Annotated in this window: 20 protein-coding genes; 8 read left to right on the forward strand and 12 right to left on the reverse strand. The window is 39.3% G+C overall.

Going from position 1 to position 25,077, the window contains the following annotated elements; genetic code table 11:
- The first annotated feature begins 78 nt into the window (after window positions 1-78).
- The 7 genes from IEV27_RS02865 (at window position 79) to IEV27_RS02895 (ending at window position 7,304) form a co-directional block, all read left to right on the forward strand.
- Window positions 79-1,695, forward strand: coding sequence for an ABC-F family ATP-binding cassette domain-containing protein (locus tag IEV27_RS02865; RefSeq protein WP_188375939.1), 1,617 nt, complete (start codon window positions 79-81; stop codon window positions 1,693-1,695).
- Window positions 1,696-1,989: 294 nt separating this feature from the next.
- A complete protein-coding gene (locus tag IEV27_RS02870) occupies window positions 1,990-2,826 on the forward strand; it encodes a 3D domain-containing protein (protein WP_188375940.1) in 837 nt (278 codons plus the stop codon).
- Between the two features lie 157 nt (window positions 2,827-2,983).
- Window positions 2,984-3,523 carry a P-loop NTPase family protein gene (locus IEV27_RS02875; protein ID WP_188375941.1) on the forward strand — a complete coding sequence of 180 codons (540 nt, stop codon included), beginning with the start codon at window positions 2,984-2,986 and terminating at the stop codon, window positions 3,521-3,523.
- A 119-nt stretch (window positions 3,524-3,642) separates the two neighbouring features.
- Window positions 3,643-4,023, forward strand: a complete 381-nt coding sequence (locus IEV27_RS02880) for a PadR family transcriptional regulator (protein WP_188375942.1) — start codon at window positions 3,643-3,645, stop codon at window positions 4,021-4,023.
- 27 nt (window positions 4,024-4,050) lie between these two features.
- Window positions 4,051-5,055: an LLM class flavin-dependent oxidoreductase gene (locus IEV27_RS02885; protein ID WP_188375943.1), complete on the forward strand. Its 1,005-nt coding sequence runs from the start codon at window positions 4,051-4,053 to the stop codon at window positions 5,053-5,055.
- A gap of 19 nt (window positions 5,056-5,074) precedes the next feature.
- Entirely contained in the window at window positions 5,075-5,941 is an 867-nt protein-coding gene (locus IEV27_RS02890) for a CvfB family protein (protein WP_188375944.1), read from the forward strand.
- A gap of 121 nt (window positions 5,942-6,062) precedes the next feature.
- Window positions 6,063-7,304 (forward strand): MFS transporter, encoded by a 1,242-nt coding sequence (locus tag IEV27_RS02895; protein ID WP_229734818.1) that lies wholly within the window; start codon window positions 6,063-6,065, stop codon window positions 7,302-7,304.
- A gap of 18 nt (window positions 7,305-7,322) precedes the next feature.
- On the opposite strand, the gene IEV27_RS02900 is transcribed toward IEV27_RS02895, so the two are convergent.
- From IEV27_RS02900 to IEV27_RS02910, 3 genes are all read right to left on the reverse strand, one after another.
- Window positions 7,323-7,880: a C40 family peptidase gene (locus IEV27_RS02900; protein ID WP_188375945.1), complete on the reverse strand. Its 558-nt coding sequence runs from the start codon at window positions 7,878-7,880 to the stop codon at window positions 7,323-7,325.
- Window positions 7,881-8,925: 1,045 nt separating this feature from the next.
- On the reverse strand, window positions 8,926-10,095 hold the full coding sequence (locus IEV27_RS02905) for a glycosyltransferase family 4 protein (RefSeq protein ID WP_188375946.1): 1,170 nt from the start codon (window positions 10,093-10,095) through the stop codon (window positions 8,926-8,928).
- Between the two features lie 13 nt (window positions 10,096-10,108).
- Window positions 10,109-11,257, reverse strand: a complete 1,149-nt coding sequence (locus tag IEV27_RS02910; RefSeq protein WP_188375947.1) for an NAD-dependent epimerase/dehydratase family protein — start codon at window positions 11,255-11,257, stop codon at window positions 10,109-10,111.
- Window positions 11,258-11,581: 324 nt separating this feature from the next.
- Between IEV27_RS02910 and IEV27_RS02915 the strand changes: the two genes are divergently transcribed.
- Window positions 11,582-13,543 (forward strand): AMP-binding protein, encoded by a 1,962-nt coding sequence (locus IEV27_RS02915; protein ID WP_188375948.1) that lies wholly within the window; start codon window positions 11,582-11,584, stop codon window positions 13,541-13,543.
- A 610-nt stretch (window positions 13,544-14,153) separates the two neighbouring features.
- Here IEV27_RS02915 and IEV27_RS02920 read toward each other — a convergent pair.
- The 9 genes from IEV27_RS02920 to parC form a co-directional block, all read right to left on the reverse strand.
- The gene (locus IEV27_RS02920; RefSeq protein WP_188375949.1) at window positions 14,154-15,677 is read right to left on the reverse strand and encodes an acyl-CoA carboxylase subunit beta; all 1,524 of its coding nucleotides are present in this window, start codon (window positions 15,675-15,677) and stop codon (window positions 14,154-14,156) included.
- Between the two features lie 16 nt (window positions 15,678-15,693).
- A complete protein-coding gene (locus IEV27_RS02925; RefSeq protein ID WP_188375950.1) occupies window positions 15,694-16,470 on the reverse strand; it encodes an enoyl-CoA hydratase-related protein in 777 nt (258 codons plus the stop codon).
- Window positions 16,470-17,390 carry a hydroxymethylglutaryl-CoA lyase gene (locus IEV27_RS02930; RefSeq protein WP_188375951.1) on the reverse strand — a complete coding sequence of 307 codons (921 nt, stop codon included), beginning with the start codon at window positions 17,388-17,390 and terminating at the stop codon, window positions 16,470-16,472. Before IEV27_RS02930 ends, IEV27_RS02925 begins: the two co-directional genes overlap by 1 nt.
- Before the next feature lie 14 nt (window positions 17,391-17,404).
- The gene (locus tag IEV27_RS19795; RefSeq protein ID WP_188375952.1) at window positions 17,405-17,617 is read right to left on the reverse strand and encodes an acetyl-CoA carboxylase biotin carboxyl carrier protein subunit; all 213 of its coding nucleotides are present in this window, start codon (window positions 17,615-17,617) and stop codon (window positions 17,405-17,407) included.
- Window positions 17,618-17,629: 12 nt separating this feature from the next.
- Window positions 17,630-18,985 (reverse strand): acetyl-CoA carboxylase biotin carboxylase subunit, encoded by a 1,356-nt coding sequence (locus IEV27_RS02940; RefSeq protein ID WP_188375953.1) that lies wholly within the window; start codon window positions 18,983-18,985, stop codon window positions 17,630-17,632.
- A gap of 14 nt (window positions 18,986-18,999) precedes the next feature.
- The gene (locus IEV27_RS02945; RefSeq protein WP_188375954.1) at window positions 19,000-20,640 is read right to left on the reverse strand and encodes an AMP-binding protein; all 1,641 of its coding nucleotides are present in this window, start codon (window positions 20,638-20,640) and stop codon (window positions 19,000-19,002) included.
- 18 nt (window positions 20,641-20,658) lie between these two features.
- Window positions 20,659-21,801 carry an acyl-CoA dehydrogenase gene (locus IEV27_RS02950; protein ID WP_188375955.1) on the reverse strand — a complete coding sequence of 381 codons (1,143 nt, stop codon included), beginning with the start codon at window positions 21,799-21,801 and terminating at the stop codon, window positions 20,659-20,661.
- A gap of 65 nt (window positions 21,802-21,866) precedes the next feature.
- Window positions 21,867-22,499 (reverse strand): TetR/AcrR family transcriptional regulator, encoded by a 633-nt coding sequence (locus IEV27_RS02955; RefSeq protein ID WP_188375956.1) that lies wholly within the window; start codon window positions 22,497-22,499, stop codon window positions 21,867-21,869.
- A gap of 127 nt (window positions 22,500-22,626) precedes the next feature.
- Window positions 22,627-25,077: a DNA topoisomerase IV subunit A gene (gene parC, locus IEV27_RS02960; RefSeq protein ID WP_188375957.1), complete on the reverse strand. Its 2,451-nt coding sequence runs from the start codon at window positions 25,075-25,077 to the stop codon at window positions 22,627-22,629.

The raw sequence follows: 25,077 nt of genomic DNA on the forward strand, positions 1-25,077 counted from the left end.
TAATATAAAAGCCTATTCGATGGCGGTAATGAATGATATAATTCTAATGTTATACACTTAGGTACGGGAGGATTTTAAATGTTAAATGTACAAAACGTAAGTCTTCGCTTCGGAGATCAGAAGCTATTCGAAGACGTTAATATAAAATTTACGCCAGGCAATTGCTACGGGCTTATTGGGGCGAATGGCGCTGGGAAATCAACTTTTCTTAAGATTCTTAGTGGTGAAATTGAAGCTCAAACGGGAGAGGTATCTTTAAAGAATGATCAAAGACTAGCTGTCCTTAAGCAGAACCATTTCGAATATGATGAGTACCAGGTACTTCAAACGGTAATTATGGGTCACCAAAGACTTTATGAAGTCATGCAGGAAAAAGATGCAATTTATATGAAGGGTGATTTTACAGAAGAAGATGGTATGCGTGCTGCTGAACTTGAGGGTGAGTTCGCAGAGATGAACGGATGGGAAGCAGAATCTGAAGCTGCCCGATTACTAACAGGATTAGGCATCACTGAGAATCTACATGATAAAACAGTAAATGAGTTGAGTGGGGCTGAGAAGGTAAAAGTACTACTGGCTCAAGCTTTATTTGGCAACCCAGATGTACTGCTGCTTGATGAGCCGACAAACCACCTTGATATTAAAGCGATCCAATGGCTTGAAGACTTTTTAATTGATTTTGAGAACACTGTAATTGTCGTTTCCCACGATCGACACTTCTTAAATAACGTGTGTACGCATATTGCAGATTTAGATTTTGGTAAGATTCAAGTTTATGTAGGAAACTATGATTTTTGGTATGAATCCAGCCAACTTGCACAAAAGATGGCAGAAGAACAAAACAAGAAAAAAGAAGAAAAAATTAAAGACTTAAAAGAGTTTATCGCACGATTTAGCGCGAACGCATCAAAGTCTAAACAAGCCACATCTCGTAAAAAACTATTAGAGAAGATCACGCTGGACGATATCCAGCCTTCGTCTCGTAAATATCCTTACATTGCGTTTAAAGCAGATCGAGAGATAGGGAACGACCTGCTCATGGTTAAGAATCTTTCAAAAACTGTTGACGGGGTTAAGGTGTTAGATAATGTAAGCTTTACATTAAATAAGGATGATAAAGTAGCTCTTGTCGGAAGCAATGAAGTAGCGAAGACTACTTTATTCCAGATTTTAATGGGTGAAATTGAGCCTGACGAAGGTTCTTACAAATGGGGAGTTACGACATCTCAAAGCTATTTTCCAAAAGATAACTCAGCATATTTCAGTCGCTCAGATATCAATTTGGTGGAATGGTTAAGACAATATTCACCTGAAGATGAAACCGAAACGTTCTTACGAAGCTTCCTAGGCCGTATGTTATTCTCAGGGGAAGAAGCATTAAAAAAACCTGATGTATTATCAGGAGGAGAGAAAGTACGTTGTATGCTATCTAAAATGATGCTTTCTGGGGCAAATGTTCTTCTTTTAGATGAACCAACAAACCACTTGGATCTGGAGTCTATTACTTCATTAAACAAAGGGTTAATTAATTTCAAGGGATCCATTATTTTTGCTTCCCATGACCATGAATTTATTCAAACAATTGCCAATCGAATTATTGAAATTACACCTAATGGCAGCATTATGGATAAAGAAATGACGTATGATGAGTTTTTACAAGATCCTGAGGTTCAAAAACAAATTGCATCTATGTAAATGCTAAAGCTGACTCCATTTAGGAGTCAGCTTTTTTTATTTATGAACAAGAATATTTATAAATTCCTATTGCAATTTACATTATTGTACGCAAGAAACGACAAATCAATCGAATATAATGGAAAAATATGTAGACGGATAAGTATAATTGCCTATTTTGTAAACTTAATGCAAAACAAGCGTCACAGTTGAAAAGAAACTGTTAGCTGTTTGTTCTTAAATTTTATTGAGAATCTGTTAATCTTGTAATTGTGGTTAATTCAAACACATCAATTTTCGAGGAGGACTTTACAAATGAAAAAAACAGCTTTCTCAATAGCAGCTACCGCAGCACTTACAGGTGCTTTTGCAACTGGTGTAAGTGCCGACGAATATAAAGTAAACAAAGGTGATACTCTTTGGAGCATTTCTCAAGAAAAAGGAGTATCCGTTGACAAATTAAAAGAACTAAACAACTTAAGCTCAGATCTAATTGTAACGAATCAATCATTAAAAGTATCTGGTGAACAACAAGAACAACAAAGCACGTACACGGTTGAATCTGGTGACTCACTTTACAAAATCGGACAAGATTTCGATGTCTCTGTGGATAACTTAAAGGAATGGAACGGTCTTTCCGATTCATTAATCTATCCTGGTGATGAGCTTTCTGTAAGTGGTCAAGCTTCATCTGAAGCACCACAAACAGAAGAAACATCTTCTAATGAAAGTTCTGAAGAATCAACTGAACAAACTTCAACTGAATCTAGCAACGAAGAATCTAGCAGCTCAGAAGAACAATCATCACAAGAATCTCAAGAACAAACTGACAGCTCTCAAGATACGAGTAACGACGTAATTAAAGAAGTAAATGTAGAAGCAACTGCTTATACTGCTGACTGTACTGGATGCACTGGTGTAACAGCTACAGGTATCGATCTAAATGCAAACCCTGATCAGAAAGTTGTTGCAGTAGATCCTGACGTTATTCCACTAGGCTCTAAAGTGTATGTTGAAGGTTACGGTGAAGCAATTGCCGGAGATACTGGCGGTGCGATCCAAGGTAATAAAATCGATCTTTATATGCAAGACCGTGGCGAAGCGCTTGACTTCGGTCGTCAAAACGTAACAATTCAAGTATTAGCTGAATAATCGTAAGAAATGAAAAGCCTGCTATTGCCCCCACAATAGTGGGCTTTTTTTATTTGTCATTGTTTAGACGAAATCCATATTAAATCGGTTTCATTTTAATTGATATTCCTTTAGAAATTTGTAGAATATTGCTAAACTATAAACTTAAGTGATTTTTATGATCGGAGTGATAAGTATATTAAGAATTGCGATACTAGGTTCGGCAGGATCGGGAAAATCGACGTTAGCTAAAAACTTAGGTTCGATATTAAATATAGAGGTTGTTCATATAGACCAGCTTTTTTGGAAACCTGGTTGGTTACAGTCTACCCAAGAAGAGTTACTGACTAAACAGGAAATTCATCTTCAGAAACAATCGTGGATTATAGAAGGGAACTATAGCACTGTTTGGGAAGATCGACTTCAAGCTGCGGATACGGTCATTTTTCTTGATATGAATCGTTTCCTATGCACTTATCGAGTGCTGAATCGCTGGATGAAGTATAGAGGAAGGACAAGAGAAGATCTTGCCGAAGATTGCCCGGAGCGAATGACCATGGAATTTATCCGCTATGTTTGGCAATTTCCCGAAAAGAAGAGAGATAAAATTTATCGAACAACATTACAACAAAACGATCATGCTCAAATCCTTATTTTCAAAAACAGGAAAGCAATTCACCATTTCTTACAACACCGTCCATTCTCTCTAAATACTTAGTAGTAACTCCGAATTGATATTAAAAAAACATACAATAATAACCGAACAAATGTACTTATTATTAGACAAACCCTGACCACTTTATTGTAAAATAGAAGAAAAGAGTGGGAGAGGTTACTATGTCTCATAAAAACAATCCTAAAAAGTTTGCTTTAAATATGAGTGCAGCTCAATTTACTAAGTTTTACATTATGCATTTGCTGCAAGTTAGTCAACCCATGATCAGCGAGCATTTTAAAGCTGAATTCAAAAATCTTACTAAAAATTGGATCCCTGCACCTTCAACTTTACTTGATACATTGCATGAGATGACAGAAGAAGGGTTACTCTATCGAAAAGAAGACTTCAAATCTCACGAGAAAAAAAGACAGAAGGTATACTGGTATTACTTAACCGATGCTGGTAAAGAAGAATTTAATGTTCTAAAGAAACGTTATAAGATATTATTTGAAGAACAGCAAATGGTATTAAATCAAATCATGAAAAATATATATCGCTAGATGCAAAACGATAGAAAGGGCTGCGTAATGAAATTAAGTGTGTTAGATCAGAGTCCTATTTCGAAAGGTAACACAGCAGAAGAGGCGTTGCATCAAACGCTTGAGTTGGCAAAACTTACCGATTCATTAGGTTATCATCGGTACTGGGTCGCAGAACATCACAATACAAATGGATTAGCCGGCAGTTCTCCAGAGGTTTTAATCGGAAGAATTGCTTCTCTTACCGAAAAGATACGAGTGGGGTCCGGCGGAGTGCTTTTACCTCAATACAGTCCATTAAAAGTAGCAGAAAATTTTAAAGTATTAGAAGCTTTATTTCCAAACAGAATTGATTTAGGATTAGGCAGGTCTCCTGGTGGAGGCAAGAAAACGAGGGCAGCTTTAAACGATGGATATGATAAACCATTAAGTTCTTTCTCCCGCCAAATTAAAGAAGTCCAGCAATTTCTGACTGCGGAAATTCCTAAGGACCATTCGTATTATGGAGTCTCTGCAAAGCCATCAACGAAGAGGAATCCTGAATTATGGGTGCTGGGACTTACGGAAAGAGGAGCACGCCATGCGGCTGTGAACGGAACGGGTTATACATTTGGCCATTTTATTAACCCTGACCAAGCCATTTCATCTATTGAAGCTTATCGCGAAAAATTTAAGGCCTCTTCAAATTTAACAGAACCAAAAATTAATGCGTGTGTATTTGTTGTTTGTGCCGAAACGAATGAAAAAGCTGAAAAATTAGCAAAAAGCCAGGATATGTGGCTGTTGCAGGTAGAAAAAGGCTTAGACACACGTGTCCCATCGGTAGAAGAAGTTGAATCTACTGACTTTTCCTCTAGGGAATTAAGCAAAATTAAAAGTAATCGAAGAAGATGTATTATTGGTGATCCAGTGCATGTGTATAATCGATTAAAGGATTTATGTGACAGCTACCATACAGATGAATTATTATTAATTACAAATATCTATGACTTCCATGAGAAAAAGAAGTCCTATCAACTAATTGCAGATTATATAAAGAGCAAAGAACAGTAAAAGGGAAAGTAGGGTTAACATGTTTACGGATCATATAGGCAGTGTGCAGGAACTAAAGGTCATCAAAAAGAAAGCAGAAGGTTTCATCTTAACCGATGGAAGAGAAGAAATTTTATTACCTAACGAACAAATAGAAATTGAAATACAAGAATTAGATCAAACCATCCCTGCGTTTATTTATCAAAATAGAAACAAAGAGGTCGTGGCTTCTGCAATCATTCCAGAAGTAACATTAGAATCTTATGGCTGGGCAGAGGTAGAGGAGGTTGTACCTAATCTCGGCGCTTTTGTAAACATAGGGTTAGATAAGGCATTTCTGGTATCTAAGGATGAACTTCCATTCAAAAAATCCGTATGGCCGAAAGAAGGCGATTTTCTCTTCGTAAGTTTAGAAAAGGATAAGAAAGGGAGAATTTTTGCAGAACCGATTTCAGAAAGCGAAGTATTAGAGGACCTCGAAGCAGCCCCTCAATCGTTATTATACGACACAGTGGCAGGACGTGTTTATCGTTCTACAAAGGCCGGATCGTTTGTTTTAACTGAACAGGGATATAGAGGGTTTGTACACCCGAATGAAAGAAAAGAGGAACCCCGCTTAGGAGAAACGGTAGAAGCTCGGGTGATTGATGTGAAAAGCGATGGTACAATCAACCTTTCATTACGCCCGTTAAAGCAGAATGTACTTAAGGATGATGCCGAAACCATTTATTCCTATCTTGTTGAAAACGATGGAGTTATGGAATTTACGGATAAAAGCACCCCTGATGAGATACGTGATACCTTTCAAATTAGTAAAGCTGCGTTCAAAAGAGCATTAGGTACACTATTGAAAGAAAGAAAAATCGTTCAAAAAGATGGTAAAACTTATATCCAGCACGAGAACTAAACTTTTTTAATCCCCGCATCAAAGAATGCGGGGATTTTATTTTTAAAAAATTATTCATTGAATAATTCTATTCGTCTTAAACAAAAATAACGGAAGATAGATAATGAATGAGGTGTAGTGAATGGCTAACGATTCGAAGGATCAAACAGTTAGCAAATGGTGTCTAGTGAGCATGGCCTCCATTCCGCTTGTCATGACATTAGGAAATTCAATGTTAATTCCAGTACTGCCGATCTTTGAAAAAAAAGTAGGAATTTCTTCATTTCAGTCTAGTATGATTATTACAAGTTATTCGGTCGCAGCTATTTTCCTTATACCTGTAGCCGGATATTTATCCGATCGTTATGGGAGGAAAATTGTCATCCTTCCTAGTTTAATCATTGCTCTTATAGGAGGTTTGATCGCTGGTTTTGCATCTTGGAAAATGAATGATCCTTTCACCTGGATTGTTATTGGCCGGGTGCTGCAAGGAATTGGTGCTGCCGGAGCAACTCCTATTATATTACCTTTAGTGGGGGATTTGTATAAAGATGATGATGAAAAAACGAGTTCTTGTTTAGGAATTATTGAAACATCAAATACCTTTGGAAAAGTTTTAAGTCCAATTTTAGGGGCTTTATTTGCTGCATTTATTTGGTTTTTACCGTTTTTCTCTATTTCATTTTTTAGCTTGATCTCGATTATCTTAGTTTTCTTTTTCATAAAGGCTCCTAAGAAAGAAGAAAAACCGCCTAAATTCAAGGCATTTATTAAGAAAACGAAGAAGATATTTGCTGAAGAAGGTAAGTGGCTGTATACGGTGTTTCTAACAGGTGTATATTTAATGTTAATTCTGTTTGGCGTTTTGTTTTTTCTTTCAGATATATTTGAAAAAATCCATGGTTTGTATGGGGTGAAAAAAGGGTTTTATCTAGCCATCCCGTTATTTGGTTTGTGTTTAGCCTCTTTTTTCACAGGTAAGATAATCAAAGGTGATATTAAGGTAATGAAAAGGGTATTGATGGTTGGTCTACTTATATCTTCTTGTACAGTCATATTTATAGGAATGGTAAGTGAGAAATTACTATGGCTGCTAGTTATTACTACACTGATGGGTATTGCTATTGGAGCCATACTGCCTACGCTTGACGCGATGATCACTGAGGGGATAGAGAAAGAAGAGCGTGGTACGATCACCTCATTTTACAGCTCATCTAGGTTTATAGGGGTTGCACTAGGACCTCCGGTAATGTCGATGGTTATGAAAAATTATTTAAATGTTAGCTATATATCTGCTGGCGGCGCAGGTATTGTGCTTCTTTTATTCACTTTACTAATGATAAAAACAGATAAGTCAAAAAAGACGAAAGAAAGCATTGCATAAGCGAAAAGGTGCCAAACCTTAACGGATGGCACCTTTTTTTATGAGGTATTTTTTATCTTTTAGGAATTGAGGATGTATGGCTTTTGCTTCTTTTGAAAGGTTACCAAGATTGACATCAGCTCCATACATGTAGCATTGCCAGACAGTTTTCGTGCAGTACTGGACTTCATCAGAGCTTCCGAGAGGCGTGAATACCCGATACGCAGCTCTTGAATGCTTTTCATATAACGTTTTAAGATAGTCTGCAGCCTGAATGCCTAGAAAAGGGGTCTTAGGAGCGAATACCGTAATCGAACGAAATTTACGGCAGTAATTTACTACTGAATCTTGAATTAAACCTGCAGGAACGGAATGAACGACTTTGTCTTCGTGATTCACAATCCCAACATGACCAACATATTTTGATTCGCTTTTCCCAATAGGGGAAAATAATAAATCTCCTGGTTTTATTTTAATATTCGTGCCTGGATAGCATGCTTCATCCTCCTGTATCACCGGCGCCGTCACTTTTTTAGGCCGGGTTAATAGGAGAGCCATACCTGCCAGGATGCTTATTAATAGTGATCTTTTTTTCATTTAAGAGTCATCCTTACATATCCATGCTTATCATAATCTATTTTAGTTTACTCATTAAAAGATTTCAAAGATAGGGGATTTGAAAAAAGAGGGTTATGCCAATAAAGAGTGCTAAAATTTACACTTTCGAACAAATGTTCGGTATAAAAAATAGAAGGGAGAGGAGAATAAATTGAATGAAGAAATTAACAAGAGGCGTAATAGAACGATGACGAATGAAGAAATAGTGAGGTTGTATGTAAGTGGGGGAAGAACAGTGATATTGCTAAGAAAGATCATGTGTCACCAAGGTATGTTAATCTTTTGCTGAAGCGTGCGAATGTGGAAAGATGGACGCGGGGAAGCTGGAAGAGAAAATATCAAGTGAATGAACATTATTTCAAAACGGATTCGAATAATATGGCATACATGGAAAAAGTTCTGCTAAATCATAAGAGGTTATTTTGATGGAGATGGCTGAGTATATAAAAATAAATATTTTGTTAATATCGTGAGTGGATTTCTAAAGAAAAATCATTGTCTTTAGAAAGAAAATATCAAGTTTTTACTAATTTATTAAACCAGGTAAATGAGTGATTTAAAGGTTCCGGAAAACCATCTGTGCGGATCTAATTTAGGGAAGGTAAGTAGTTTGAAGAACTAATAATTTATTTTTATTTTCTAGTTAACATAATATATATTATAGGAAGTTATGCACAAAAGCTTAATTGTGTCTCAATAACTAAGTATACTCTTGATAGTGAGACACAATTGAATTTTAAAATAAAATACAACAAAAATAATCTTAAATTTACTTTTTATATCGACCTACATCCATTCACTCTATTTAATTCACTAGCTGTATACTCCAGTTATTTTACATATAACTTATATGCTATAATTCGAACTTAATAAATCATTAGCTGCTATCCATTATAATTTAACCAGGTCTTTTTTCATCTTATTGTATTGGTTTTAAATTTTAATTCGGAGTTACTACTAAGTTTCAAGTCAAACTCTACCGCTGTTTACAAACAAAATAAAAAAAGCCACAGAGTTTTTTGGCTTACTCTGTGACCTTAATTTTAGATTTCCTTGAAGATCTAGATTTTGCCTTACTTTGCTCATATACATCTAAAGTTTCGTTATAAAATTCTAATATTTGCTCTGAAGGCTTTTGCCAGCTAAATTTTTCTGCTTCTTCTCTAGCGTTCTCACTTAATTGACGATAAAGCTCTTCATCTTCAAGTCGATTAATGGCTTCAATCATACTGTCTGTGTTTTCATTTTCAAACAACAAACCAGTTCGCCCATCTTCTACTTGTTCCATTGTAGGCCCGCTCTTCGCAGCAATGACCGGCAGTCCTGAGGCCATAGATTCTAGGATAACTAGGCCTAACGTTTCTGTAATTGATGGGAAGATTAGTGCATCCGATGAAGCGAACGCTTGGGCAAGCTCATCTCCATGAAGCAACCCTGTAAACGTCGTTTTTGTCCCAGCAAATATCTTTTCAAGAGATTCTTTTTCAGGGCCATCTCCGACGATGGCTAATGAAAGGTCTTCTCTTTGCTCCAGTAGTGGCTTTATCTTATGAATTTCTTTTTCTGGTGCTAATCTGCCGACAAAAACAAGCAATTTATTAGCAGGCTCTCCATTTGATAATCTGTTTCTCATTTCATCATTACTATGACTTGGATGAAAATGATCGATAGCTACGCCTCGATCCCAAACGTGAACATTATGGAATTTCTTTTCCATAAGTTCACCTTGAATAGCTTTAGATGTACATAAGTTCAGATGAGCATAATTATGAAGCTTCTTAAAGTACCACCAAACAATTGGTACAAAAGGATATAATCGATAATACTCTAAATATTTAGGTACATGTGTGTGATAAGACGCTATTAATGGATAATCAAGTTTGTTCGCGTAATAAACACCCGAAACACCGACTAGTGCGGGATTTACTACATGAACAAGGTCAGGATCATGTTGTAAAAGTAAGCTTTTCACCCTTTTTTGAGGCATAGAAAATTCTCTATACCTGTAAAAAGGCATAGTAGTCGTTTTTACCCCTTCAACAATCGCACCTTCATATTCAGTTACACCAAAGTCCGGAGCAATAACAACAACTTCATGATTTTGTTGTCTTAGATATTTAATAGCTTCTTTTAATCTTGTTACGACTCCGTCGGTCGATGGTAAGAATGTTTCTGTAATTATGGCGATTTTCAAAGCGGAAAACTCCTTACTTCCAAGTAATAGATGGTAAAACGTTCTCTTCAATGATTCGATCTTTATTTTCTACAGCAACTTTTAATATATCTCGAATCACTTCATCTGTTAATAGATGTGGCTCTAAACCTAAGTCGCGAAGTTTCGTATTTTTTGCGTTGTAGTAATGATCTTCATTTTCTATTCTTGGGTTTTCAATATTTTTTACTTGCGTGTCAAACCCTTCTTCTTTCGCGATCTTTTGCACTTGATCGGCTAGATCTTGTACGGAGAACCATTCTGTAAATTGGTTAAATACTCGGAACTCACCACGGTCGGCTGGATTCTCAGCCGCAATCTCTACACAGCGTACAGTATCTTCAATATTAAGGAAAGCACGTGTTTGGCCTCCAGAACCGTAAACGGTTAAATCATGGCCGATCGCTGCTTGATTAATAAAACGGTTTAGAGCTGTTCCGAATACTCCATCATAATCTACGCGGTTGACTAGTACAGGGTCTAACTGAGTTTCTTCCGTATGAAGACCATAAACGATCCCTTGGTTTAAGTCTGTCGCACGTATACCCCAAATTTTACAGGCAAACATGATATTATGACTGTCATGGACCTTGGATAAATGATAGAAGGATCCAGGCTGCTTAGGATAAGGAAGTGTATCCTTTCTTCCATTATGTTCTATTTCAATGTACCCTTCTTCAATATCTATATTAGGCGTACCATATTCACCCATTGTACCAAGCTTAATGAGGTGGCACTCTGGAGCAAACTCTTTAATTGCATACAACACATTTAAATTACCAATTACATTATTCGTCTGTGTATAGGCAGCATGCTCGCGGTCAATCATGGAGTAAGGTGCAGAGCGCTGCTCAGCAAAGTGTACGAAAGCTTCTGGTTCAGTTTGACGGAACACTTCTCTAAGAAAATCATAATGGTTTAGATCACCGATAAATGTACGAATTTCTTTACCAGTGAGTTCTTTCCATTTTGCTACTCGCTCTTCTAATGTCGCGATTGGTGTCACCGAATTTGAGTGTAATTCATCATCTATTTTTCTTCTAGCTAAATTATCTACGATCGTTACATCGTGACCTTGTTTTGATAAGTATAATGCGGTTGGCCATCCGCAAAAACCGTCTCCCCCTGCTACTATAATCCTCATAATCTACCTCCTAGTTCCAATTAACAATTCCATTTTAGAATAACATTCTTTTATTCAGTACAGGTAATGATAACATTATAAATTTTTAAATTATCTTACCATATTCCTACGATGTTGACTTTACCATTATAAAAAAAGAAACACAATTAATCACCATTTGATAAAAGTCTCCAACTTTATATACCCTAACTACCTAGAAAAGTATTCATGTTTTTAAACTTTCTATTTTCAAACTCAACATTGAATGTTCATTCATATGTTTAATTCAGTTATACTATAGTTAGAAGTATTTTAAAGTTTCAGTAAATTGTAAGGAGGATGACGATGAGTGAATATGAAATTGCATGGACCCCTACTGACAAAGGAAAACAAAGCACAAGACTTTACCAATGGATGAAATCCTTAGGCTACGATCATTATGATGCGTTCTATAAAAAATCGATTCAGGACATAGAATGGCTATGGGACCAAGCCTCTGCTGTATTAGGGATCGAATGGTACAAAGATTATTCTAAGACACTGGACCTTTCAAATGGAATTAAATACCCGGAATGGTTTGTTGACGGTGAAATTAATGTAGCTCATAATGCTTTGGACAAATGGGCAGAAGATAAAGTTACGCAAGATCAAATCGCTTTGTACTGGGAAGGAGATAATGGTGAGAAAGCGTCGTTAACTTTTAGGGAGCTTCAAACAGAAGTTGACGCATTTGCAAATGGATTAGACGACATTGGTATTGGAACTGGTGATATCGTTACTTTGTATTTGCCAATGATAAAAGAAACATTAATAGCCATGCTCGCCATTTCAAAAGTCGGAGCTGTTATTTGTCCTACCTTCTCAGGGTATAAGGCTGATGCTATCGCTACTCGTGTAAGCGCTTCCCGTTCTAAGCTGTTAATTACTGCTGATGGCTTTTACCGAAGAGGTAAAGTAATCTCAATGAAACAAGAAGCTGATCTAGCTGCAGAACAATGTAACGATCTCAAACATGTAATTGTCGTTAAACGAACCAATCAAGAGATTTCATGGAATAAGGAAAGAGATATTTCTTTCGATTCTCTTATGCAAAATCCAAAACCATATCCCACTAAACATACAAAATCGAATGACCCATTTATGTTGATTTATACGTCAGGGACGACTGGAAGACCCAAAGGCGTACTTCATACTCATGCTGGATTTCCTATTAAAGCTGCATTTGATGCTGGCATGGCGATGGATGTAAAACAAGATGATACGTTCTTCTGGTATACGGATATGGGATGGATGATGGGACCATTTCTCGTTTATGGAGGTCTTTTAAATGGATCCTCTATCGTAATGTTTGAAGGAACCCCTGATTACGAAGAACCCGATCGCCTGTGGAGAATGGTCGATGATTATCAGGTTTCTCATTTAGGGATTTCTCCTACTCTTATCCGCTCCATGATTAAGCACGGAACAAAATGGATTGATAAACACGATTTATCGTCTCTCCGTCTCATCGGTTCTACGGGTGAACCTTGGAATCCTGAACCGTGGAAATGGCTTTTTGAACATGTAGGCCGATCAAAAGTTCCGATTTTTAATTACTCAGGAGGTACTGAGATTTCAGGAGGTATTTTGGGTAACGTGCTCGTTAAGCCTATTCAACCTGTGACATTTAACGCTGCCTTACCTGGTATGGACGTTGATGTCTATGACGAGCAAGGAAAATCATTATCAAATGAAGTCGGAGAGCTCGTCATTAAGCAGCCGTGGGTAGGAATGACGAAAGGGTTTTTCGAAGATGATGCCCGCTACCATGAAACGTACTGGAACCGCTTTGAAGATATATGGGTTCATGGGGATTGGATCACCGTAGATGATGAAGGTTTTTACACGATCACTGGCCGATCAGATGACGTTCTCAATGTTGCTGGAAAACGATTAGGACCTGCTGAGGTTGAATCCGTGCTTGTTGGTCACGATGCTGTCACGGAAGCAGGTGTAATTGGCGTGCCTCATGATGTGAAGGGTGAAGAGCCTGTGGCCTTTATTGTGTTAAACGCCTCTGCTCAGCAACAGGAATCATTAATAGACGAAATAAAAGAATACGTCATTCGTAAATTAGGCAAAGCATTGGCCCCTCGTAAAATTTACGCCGTGTCTGATCTGCCCAAAACAAGAAATGCTAAAGTGATGAGAAGAGCTATTAAATCAGCTTATTTAGATAAACCAGCAGGGGATCTTAGTGCTCTTGAAAACTCTCATACGGTGGAGGAAATACAAGCAATAGGCAAACGAGAGCTGACCAAAAAATAAAGAATTAAAAAAGTGCCACTGATTAGTGGCACTTAAGCATGTAGAGAAACCTAAGTTCTCTTTTCTTACCTCAATAGTGTAAACATATCTTGCGTTAGGATGAGCAAAGGGTTGTAGGAAATGACTCCCTTTCTATGGCCCCACACGACGTAGGGTCGTTCGATATTGGCACACGATGTGCCGAACGTAATCGAACTTCCTCTCTAAAAGTTCTCCTCAAGCTGTATCAGCCTTGTGGGATCACACCTTATTCGTATCTCCCATAGGAGTGTCGCCGTTTCCCAAAACCCTTTTACGATAATCGATCACTGCCCAATCTTTGCCTTATGGACATAAAGTTTGCAGCAGTACATTCATTCTACGATGGTTCTGGAAACCCACTTTGATAAAAGGAACAAAAAAGTGACGACTCCTGCGGGACGAGCAGACAGGAGAAGCCCCGCAGGTCCCAGACCGAGGAGATTTTCCGTCTTGCCCCGCGGAAAGCGGCACTTTTTTTTGTTCCTTTTCTCCATACAATATGAAGGAACCATCCTATAAACTCATAGTAAATTAAATCCGTCTAAGCTTTTCCGACAGCGTAAGTTCCACTGAGTAGGACACTTTTTCATTAGACAGGATACACACCGTGCTTACGTTCCGTAAACGTTACATTTTTACTTTGATAGGCTTCAAAACGAAGCATTAAATCTTGTCTCAGTCTCTCAGGCTGTACGATATCATCAATAACCATTTCTGATGCTAAGCGATATAAATCGATATTCTCTTTATATTCTTCTTGTTTTTCTTTTATAAAAGCTGGGCGTTCTGCTTCATCAAGCGCAGCAATTTTGTTTGCATATACAGCATTCACAGCCGCTTCTGGCCCCATAACAGCAATCTGTGCTGTCGGTAACGCAATACAGGCATCTGGTTCAAAAGCAGGGCCAGCCATCGCGTATAATCCTGCTCCATAAGCCTTACGAACAATAACTGATATTTTAGGAACGGTCGCTTCACTCATGGCTGAAAGCATTTTTGCTCCGTGACGAATAATTCCTGCTCGTTCTACCTTTGTTCCAATCATAAAGCCTGGAATATCCACTAAGAAGAGCAGTGGGATATTAAACGCGTCACACAGCTGCATAAATTTAGCTGCTTTATCTGCAGAATCCGGAAACAGCACGCCTCCTTTTGCTCGAGGCTGGTTAGCGATAATACCAACCGTACGTCCGTCGATTCGTGCTAATCCTGTGATCAGCTCTGGAGCAAATTTCTTTTTAATTTCGCAAAAAGATTTCTCATCAATGAGCCGCTCAATCAACTGGTACATATCGAATGGTGCATTTTGGTTCTGCGGTATAAGTTCAGCGATACTTTTTTCTAATTCAGGTGGATCGATCGTTTCTGTGCGTTTAGGTGCACTTCTAAAATTAGATGGAAAGTAGCTTAAATAGCGGCGCGCATAGTTGATTGCTTCCTCTTCGTCACTGGCTAAGACATCTCCACATCCAGAAACGGAACAATGCATTTTAGCTCCGCCCATTTCTTCTAAGCTAACCTTTTCTCCAATCACTTTTTCAGCCATTCTCGGTGATCCTAAGTACATGGAGGCATTACCGTCTACCATGACGACAATATCGCAAAAGGCAGGGATATAAGCTCCTCCAGCTGCTGAAGGTCCAAATAACAAACAGACTTGTGGAACGCGTCCTGATAACTTTATTTGATTATGGAAAATACGTCCCGCTCCTCTTCGATTAGGAAACATTTCCACTTGGTCGGTTATTCTTGCCCCTGCAGAATCCACTAAGTATAACATCGGTACTTCAAGTTTCATCGCTGTTTCTTGGATGCGGATAATTTTTTCAACGGTACGTGAGCCCCATGACCCCGCTTTAACGGTTGAATCATTAGCCATCACGCATACTTGCTCACCATTAATCTTTCCAATACCAGTGACGACTCCATCAGCAGGTAAGGATCCATCCATGCAATTGGCAAAGAAAGCATCCTCAATGTTTAAATCATCATCGAATAATCGCTGCAGCCTTTCTCGGACGAACATTTTTCCTTTACTGCGATTGCTTTCATGATATTTTTCTAATCCGCCTGAAGCTACTTTTTCCTGGATTGACTGTAATGTTTCGTTCATTTTAACTCCCCCTCCCCTATTTTCCGGTATACTCAGGTTTGCGTTTTTCTTTAAAGGCTCTCAGTCCTTCCATACGATCAATTGTAGGAATGGTTTGCTTATAACACTGTCGTTCGAATTCAAGGCCCGTTCGTAAATCTGTCTCGCTTCCATATTGGATCGAAGTCTTCGCCATTTTTAAGGCGACTGGACCATTTTGAGCGATCGCTCTTGCCATGGTTAATGTTTGTTCTACTAATTGATCACCGGAATAGACATGTTCCACAAGACTAATGTTTAGAGCTTCTGCGGCAGTCACAGGTGTTGCTGTAAAAATAAGCTCTTTCGCTTTTCCTAATCCGATTAATCGAGGCAGACGCTGTGTCCCTCCCGCACCAGGAATAATAGCTAACGATGTTTCAGTTAAGCCGCATTTAGCAGCTTCACTCATCGTACGAATATCACAAGCAAGGGCTAATTCAAGGCCGCCCCCATACGCTGCACCGTTTATCATGGCGATCGTCGGAATCGATAGCTGTTCGAGCTTCATTACCGTATCTCCAATTTTTCTAACGGTTTGCACAACTTCCTCATCTGACATTCCTGCTCGTTCTTTTAAATCGGCACCAGCGCAGAAGGCTTTTTCACCACTTCCGGTGATCACAGCAACTCTGGCATTGGACGCTTCAATTTCATCTAACCGTGAGGAAAGTTCATCGAGCAGTTCAATGGATAAACTGTTGGCCGCTTCTCTTCGAGTTAATGTGAGTAAAGCAATCTGTGAATCAATAAATTCAAGTTCAACACCAGCCATTAACAACCCTCCCCCTGGTCCATACGGTTATAAATTTGCATTTGATGGCTAGGTAATTCTTTTTGTATAGCCTGTTGGATGAATAAAGCTGCTTCTTTTAACTTTGTTTCATGTATGCCTGTCTGTATCCCCATTTTGTGAAGCATGTGCACTAAATCATCAGTGGCTAAGTTTCCTGACGCTCCTTTCGCATAGGGGCACCCGCCGAGTCCACCGAGAGAACTATCAAAAATAGTAATACCAAGCTTTAGAGATACGAGAGTATTGGCTAATGCCATGCCATGAGTGTTATGAAAATGCATCGCGAGCCGACTAAAATCCATTTTGCCCTCTATCGTTTTGAGAAATTGTTCGACTTGCAAAGGATCGGCAACGCCAATGGTATCTCCTAGTGATATCTCATCGACTCCCATGTCTATCAATTGCTGACATACCTGTAACACTTGAGAGATACGCACTTCACCTTCATATGGGCATCCAAATACCGTTGACACATAGCCGCGTACTCGTTTGTTATGGTGCTTTGCTTCTTCTATGACTTCCTTTAATACAGGGAAGGTATCCTCGATCGTTTTGTTTATGTTTTTCAAGTTATGGGTCTCACTAGCAGACATAAATACAGCAACTTCATCTATATCTGCTTCGAGCGCAGCTTCTAATCCTTTTCGGTTTGGTACGAGTGCTGCGTAAGTGATATTTGGGTTTCTTGTCATTTGCTGAGCGACTTGTTTCGCATCTTTTAATTGAGGAATCCACTTTGGATGGACAAAAGAACTAAATTCAATGGAGGAATAACCTGCTTCAGATAGCAGGTTCATCCATTCCACTTTAATTTCTGTAGGTATTTGTTCTGCTTCGTTTTGAAGACCATCGCGTGGTCCAACCTCTTTGACGGTGACGAATTCAGGCAGTCCTCCCATACTGACACTCCTTTTTACTCTATAATCGCGATAACGTCTCCTTCATTGACAAAATCGCCTTCTGCTACTTTTAACTCTTTCACGGTACCTTCTTCTTCTGATGCGATCGGGATTTCCATTTTCATAGATTCTAAAATAACGATATCGTCCCCTGTACCTACTTGCTCTCCTGCTTGCGCTACAATTTTCCATACACTTCCGGCCATGGATGCTTTAATTTCAGTCATTTCTCTTCCTCCTTACGGTTTTGTGATAGCTGGTAAATAATAATCTTGAATGAATGATGTTGTAGTGTTGCCTTGTAAGAAATGCTCATTCGTCACAATACGCTTTAGCATCGTTAAGTTGCTCTTAATTCCTTCAATCTCATATTGATGAAGCGCGGTCGTTAACTTTTGGATGGCTTCTTCTCTTGTACCTGCATGAACGATTAACTTAGCGATCATAGGGTCGTAAAAAGGCGACACCATCGATGTAGAATGTACGGCTAACTCGTGCCTGACTCCTTTGTCGTTCGGTAACGAAAGCTTCGTTAACTGGCCAGGTGAAGGATAAAAGGTATTTGAATCTTCAGCATAGACGCGTACTTCAATCGCATGTCCGTCAATCACAAGATCGTTTTGCTTCAACGTTAAAGCTTCACCAGAAGCGATTCTCAGCTGTTGTTCCACTAAATCCACACCCGTGATCTCTTCTGTAACTGGATGTTCAACTTGCAGACGTGTGTTCATTTCTAGAAAATAAAAGTTTTCGTCTTCATCTACTAAAAATTCAATCGTTCCTGCATTGGCATAGCCGAGCGTGCGTACGGCTTGAAGCGCACTTTCTCCCATTTTTTCACGCGTTTCTTCGGATAAAAAAGGAGAGGGAGCTTCTTCAATTACTTTTTGATGTCTTCTTTGGATGGAGCATTCTCTTTCAAATAGATGAAGAGCATGCCCATGAAGATCAGCAAGTACTTGAATTTCAATGTGTCTTGGGTTTAAGATTTGCTTTTCGATAAACATCTTTCCATCACCAAAAAAGGTTTTCGCCCGTTTTTGATTTCCTTCAAACGCTTTTTCAAGCTCTTCACTTGAAGACACGGCCTGCATGCCAATACCTCCACCGCCTGCAGCAGCTTTGACCATCACAGGATAGCCTATGTCTTCTGCTACCTCTCTAGCCTCGTTAACGTCACTCACCGCATCCATCGTACCAGGGACGACAGGAACGCCGGCTTGTTTCATGACGTTTCGCGCTTCTACTTTATCCCCCATTTTTGCAATCACTTCAGCAGACGGACCGATGAACGTAAGTCCTTCTTCTTCTACACGTTTAGCGAATGCGGCATTTTCACTTAGTAATCCATAACCAGGATGTATAGCTTCTGCCCCGGAATCCTTAGCCACTTTAATGATTTTATCGATATTTAAGTAAGATTCATTAACACGAGGTTTTCCAATTAAATAGCTTTCGTCCGCTTCTTTAACATGAGGCGCATCTTGATCAGCTTCAGAATATACAGCTACTGACTGAATGCTAAGCCGCTTGCATGTACGAATGATGCGTGCAGCAATTTCTCCTCGATTTGCGATTAATAGCTTTGAAAACATATTCCTTCCCCCTCCTATTCGTTTGTACTCAATGTTTCAAGGGCCACTTCTTTTAACTTGTACTTTTGAATTTTTCCACTAGCCGTCATTGGGTACTCGTTGGTTAAACGAATGTAGCGGGGGATTTTATGTTTAGAAATTCGTCCATCGCAGAAATTTCGAATGTCTTCCTCACTTGGTTGTGTGTTTTCTTTAGGAATAACAAAGGCCATAATCTCTTCGCCATATTTGGCATCCGGAACGCCGATCACTTGAACGTCAAGAATGTCCGGGTGCTGGTAAAGAAACTCTTCAATTTCTCTAGGGTACACATTTTCTCCCCCGCGAATAATCATATCCTTCATCCGCCCCGTAATTTCCACATACCCATTTTCATCCATAACGGCAATATCACCCGTATGAAGCCACTGTTCCTCGTCAATCGTGGCTTGCGTCGCTTCTTCATTTTTGTAATAGCCTTTCATCACAAGGTAGCCTCGTGTACATAATTCTCCCGGAATGCCTGGTTCATTCTTTTCTCTTGTCGCTGGATCAATCACTTTGACTTCTACATTAGGATGAGCTTTTCCTACAGATTTAACGCGAAGTTCTATAGGGTCATCTGTTCTTGTTTGAGTAATGACAGGGGAAGATTCCGTTTGCCCGTAAGCAATCGTAATTTCATCCGCCCCCATTTTATTCATTACATCTTTCATCACTTCCATTGGACAAGTCGACCCTGCCATAATGCCTGTTCGAAGAGTAGTCGGCTTATATTTTTCAAAACTTGGATGGTTCAATTCAGCAATAAACATCGTCGGCACACCGTGAAGCCCCGTGCAAGCTTCTTCAGTGACTGCTTTTAGCACCGCTTCGGGGTCAAATTGTTCAAGGATGACCATCGTGGTACCTTTTGAGACAGCCGCCATTGTCCCTAACACACATCCGAAACAATGGAAAAAAGGCACCGGAATACATAAGCGATCTTCGTTGGTAAGACGCATGCAGTCCGCCACTTGATTCCCATTGTTTACAATATTATAGTGACTGAGCATGACTCCTTTAGGGAATCCTGTCGTTCCAGAGGTATACTGCATATTAATGACATCTTCATAATGTAAAGAGGCGTGACGGTCTTCTAACATAGAATCACTGACGGATTGGCTTCCTCGAATGACGTCATCCCACGTATAACAGCCCGCATATTCCTTATCACTTAACACAATGACATTCTTTAATTGGGGCAGCTTTTCACTTTGTAAGTCGCCTTTAGGAGAATGCTCAAGCTCTGGGCAAATTTCTTTTAGAATATCGATGTAAGAAACGCCTCTAAATTCCTCTGCTAAAATCAGTGTAGATGTGTCCGATTGTTTTAAAAGATACTCCAGCTCCTGTGCACGATAATTAGTATTCACCGTAACGAGCACAGCTCCCATTTTTCCTGTTGCGAACTGGGAGGTCAGCCACTCTGGTTTATTATCCGACCAGATGGCCATGTGCTCTCCTTTTTCAATGCCTAAAGCCATGAAGCCTTTAGCCGCTTCGTCGGCCATATCATTAAATTCTTTATACGTTTTCCTCAAGTTCAATTGAGGGTACACAAATGCTTCGTGATCCGGATAAAGCTCCACTTGCTTTTCTAGTAACTCTCCAACAGTCATTTTTAATAGAGACATCAAAACCCTCCTTTAAATTTAGCAGCCTAATTGACGAGCAATGACGAGGCGTTGAATTTCAGATGTTCCTTCCCCGATTTCAAGAAGCTTTGCATCACGTAAATACCGTTCGACTTCATATTCCTGCATGTAACCGTAACCACCGTGAATCTGAATCGCCTGGTTTGCTGAACGAAAGCTAGTTTCAGAAGCAAATAGTTTGGCATAAGCTGCTTCTTTAGAAAAGTTTTTTTTCTGATCCTTCAGCCAAGCCGCTTTTAATACCATGTTTCGAGCTAGCTCAACTTCCATGGCCATATCAGCAAGTTTAAATTGAATGGCTTGAAAGTTAGAAATCGACTGGCCAAACTGCTTTCTTTCTTTAGCGTAAGCTAATGCTTTATCTAAGGAAGCTTGAGCGATTCCAACGGCCAGCGCACCGATGGAAATACGTCCTCCATCTAATGTATAAAGAAATTGTTTAAATCCTCCTGTGGGATCTCCTAAAATATTTTGTTTCGGTACGCGAACATCTTCTAAAATGATTTCTGACGTGTTCGACCCTCTCACGCCCATCTTTTCGTATGGACTTGTAATCTTCATGCCTGGTGTATCTTTAGGAATGATGAATGCAGAAATGATATTTTTCCCATCGTCCCGCTTACCAGACACTGCAGTTACTGTAATGGATCTCGCATATTCGGCATTGGTAATCCAGCATTTTTCTCCATTTATAACATAATGATCTCCTTGCAGTTCAGCTCTTGTTTTTGTTCCTCCTGCATCTGACCCGGCATTCGGCTCAGTTAAACCAAATGAGGCTAAACCTTCCCCTTTGGCTAAAGGGATAAGAAATTCTTGTTTTTGATCCTCTGTACCGAAATAATAAATCGGACTCGCCCCAAGTGAAACGGCAGCTGCATAACTTAACCCAGTGGACCCACACACTTTCCCGATTTCCTCCACGGCTAAAGCGTACGTCACCGTATCTCCTCCTGCTCCGCCATATTCCTCAGGAAACGGAATACCGAGCAGCCCTAATTGACCCATTTCTTTAAAAATATCTTCAGGAAATTCAGCTTTTTGATCAATCTCAATCGCACGTGGCCGTATGACTCCATCCGCAAAGTCTCTCACCATTTTTCTTGTCATCTCTTGTTCTTTCGTTAACTCGAAATTCATAAAGTTTCCCCCTCGTTTAAAGACCGACTGGTTGGTCTGTATTGGGCAAAAATAAATGTAAGCGTTTACTTACGTTCGTAAAAAAAAGGGATGTGTAACATTTGATCTTGATAAGCAGCTGATTTATTGGATGGCAGCAGGGAGTGAAGAATAAGATCGATAAACACGTCTGCAATTTCATCGATGGAATATTCACCATCACGTCGATACCATTTATACATCCAGTTTACCATTCCTAAAATGGCCATACTTGTTAGAGATGGAGGCAGTTCTTTTCTGAAATGTCCGGACTGCTGTCCTTCTATGATCACTTGCAGAATTAAATCTTTAAACTCATCTCGTTTTTGCTTAATTTGCTTTTCATACTCCGGCTTTAAGTATTTACTTTCCTGATAGAAAACGGAAAGATGGGGTTTGTAGAGGTCAAATACCTTCACGAAGACTCTCGTAATCTCTTGGATTTTATCAATAGGTGAAGTGTGTGTTTTGGTGGCACGCTTTGCTTCTTTTGATACATATGTAATGAAAGCATCGTGAATGACGAAAAGAAGTTCATCTTTAGATTGGAAGTGATGATAAAATCCGCCTTTTGATGTTTGAGAAGCCTCTACGATTTGTTTTACTGTAACGCCATGAAAACCATATTGGTCAAATAAATCCAGTGATTGCTCGATAATTCGGTCTCTTAAATTTAACATACACCATCCCCTCAAACTGAATATATATTCATCTTATCATATTTTTTTAAAAACACAACATTTCCCATTTTTTAAAGTAGAGTAAACAAAAAAGACTCTCCCTTTGAGAAAGGAAGAGTCTAGAATACTAAGTTTCTTCTATAATAAATGGTTTTTCGTATTTAGGTTCAATCCATGTCTCCGTAACCTCTCCGCTTTGCTCGACATCGAGTACGTAAGAGCCGTTACTGTAACGGTCGTTTGCCTTAAAGTCCATAGGTTGAACAGTTAACAGCTTATCTTTTACAGTCTTGACAACTATTGTATCTTGATTGGATACAGCGTGAAGATCAACCACTTCATGTGGATTTTTCTTTAACTCACGCAGCATAATGACGCCGCGTTTGGCTCGAGATGTGCGTTCGAATTCTTTAAGTCGCATCCTCTTCACCGCACCTCTATGGGTTGTCAGCAATAAGGATGGATCTGCTTCTGCGTCAAAAACTTGTCCTGATACCACTCGTTCTCCATCTTTTAATTGAATGGCCTTAACACCAGACGCTCGTTGTCCTACGGTATTGACTTCTTCTTCATGATACCATAAGCCATACGCTTTATTAGAGGCGATAAATAGATCGGAATGTCCATCGGTTAAATGAACATCTACGACTTCATCGTCCCCTTTTAAATTAACAGCAATTAAAGGCTTGGAGTGGCGCGTCGCTTGATAGAGAGTGAGCTCACTTTTCTTAACCATGCCGTTTTTCGTGAAAAACAACAAGTACTGATCATCTTTATATTCGCGAATCGGGATGGCATCGATTAAATACTCTTCTTTATCAATTGAAACGATATTAGCAATATGCTGGCCAAGATCTTTCCAACGAATATCCGGGAGCTTATGAACAGGCAGGTATAGATATTTCCCTAAGTTCGTAAATAATAAAATCGTATCTGTGGTATTGATTTCAAGCAGCCGCAGGACGTGATCGCCATCTTTTAACGCAAGGTCTTCGCCATTAGAAGCTCCATAGGAACGTAAACTTGTCCGCTTTACATACCCATCTTTCGTTACAGAAACGACAATATCTTCACTTGCTACGGTTACTTCTAAATCTACCTTTAATTCTTCAACCTTTTCTTCAATTTTCGTCATACGGTCATCCGCATATTTCTTTTTCATTGAGCGAAGGTCCGCTTTAATGACATTGAATAGTTTACTTTCACTCGCTAGAAGGGTTTGTAGGTACTCAATTTGTTTATTAAGCTCTTCGGCTTCTTTTTGCAATTCTGTGATATCGGTATTCGTTAAACGGTATAACTGTAAAGTAACAATGGCCTCCGCTTGTTCTTCCGTAAATCCATACGCTTGAATTAACTGGTGTTTAGCATCAGCTTTATCTTTTGAAGCACGAATCGTAGCAATGACTTCATCTAAGATAGAGATCGCTTTAATTAATCCTTCGACAATATGGGCTCTTTTTTGAGCTTTGTTTAAGTCAAATATGGATTGTCTAGTTACGACTTCCTTTTGGTGAGCAATGTACGCATCTAACATTTGAGGCAAGCTCAACAGCGTTGGAGTACGACCATAGATGGCCACCATGTTAAAGTTATACGTAATTTGCAAGTCTGTATGCTTGTATAAGTAATTTAAGACACCTTCACTGTTAGCATCTTTCTTTAACTCCACAACGATTCTCATCCCTGTACGGTCCGTCTCATCCCGCACTTCAGAGATCCCTTCAACCTTTCGATCGATTCGTAACTCATCCATACGTTTCACAAGCGTTGCTTTATTGACTTCATAAGGAATTTCATCAATGACGATTTGTTCTCTGCCGCCTCGTACCGTTTGAATGTAAGCTTTACCTCTTAGAATGATTTTCCCTTTGCCTGTCTCATATGCTTTTTTCAGCCCTTCAATTCCTTGAAGAATTCCTCCGGTAGGAAAATCTGGACCTTTTATTTTCGTCATTAATTCCTCTACTGAGGATGCAGGTTTATCAATTCTCATAATCACCGCATCAATCACTTCCCCAAGATTATGAGGAGGGATCTCTGTCGCATAACCTGCTGATATACCGGTAGCTCCATTTGCTAATAAATTAGGAAACTTGGCAGGTAAAACGGTAGGCTCATGAATCGTATCATCAAAGTTAGGAATGTGTTCAACCGTATCTTTTTCAATATCTCTTAACAATTCAGAAGAAATACTTGATAATCTTGCCTCAGTATAACGCATAGCTGCCGGTGGATCTCCGTCAACGCTTCCGTTGTTTCCGTGCATTTCAACAAGTGATTTTCTCACTTTCCAATTCTGACTTAACCGCACCATTGCATCATAAACCGACGTATCACCGTGAGGATGGTAGTTACCAATCACCGTACCTACCGTTTTAGCTGACTTACGGTAAGCTTTATCATGGGTATTCTTCTCTTGATGCATCGCATACAGTATACGGCGCTGAACGGGCTTTAACCCGTCTCTAGCATCAGGTAAAGCCCGCTCTTGAATGATGTATTTACTATAGCGTCCAAATCGATCGCCTAGTACTTCCTCTAATGGTAAATCTAAATACTTCTCTGCCTCAGCCAA

Origin of the sequence: Halobacillus andaensis, from assembly GCF_014636475.1 — a bacterium.
GTDB classification, from domain to species: Bacteria; Bacillota; Bacilli; order Bacillales; family Halobacillaceae; genus Halobacillus_A; species Halobacillus_A andaensis.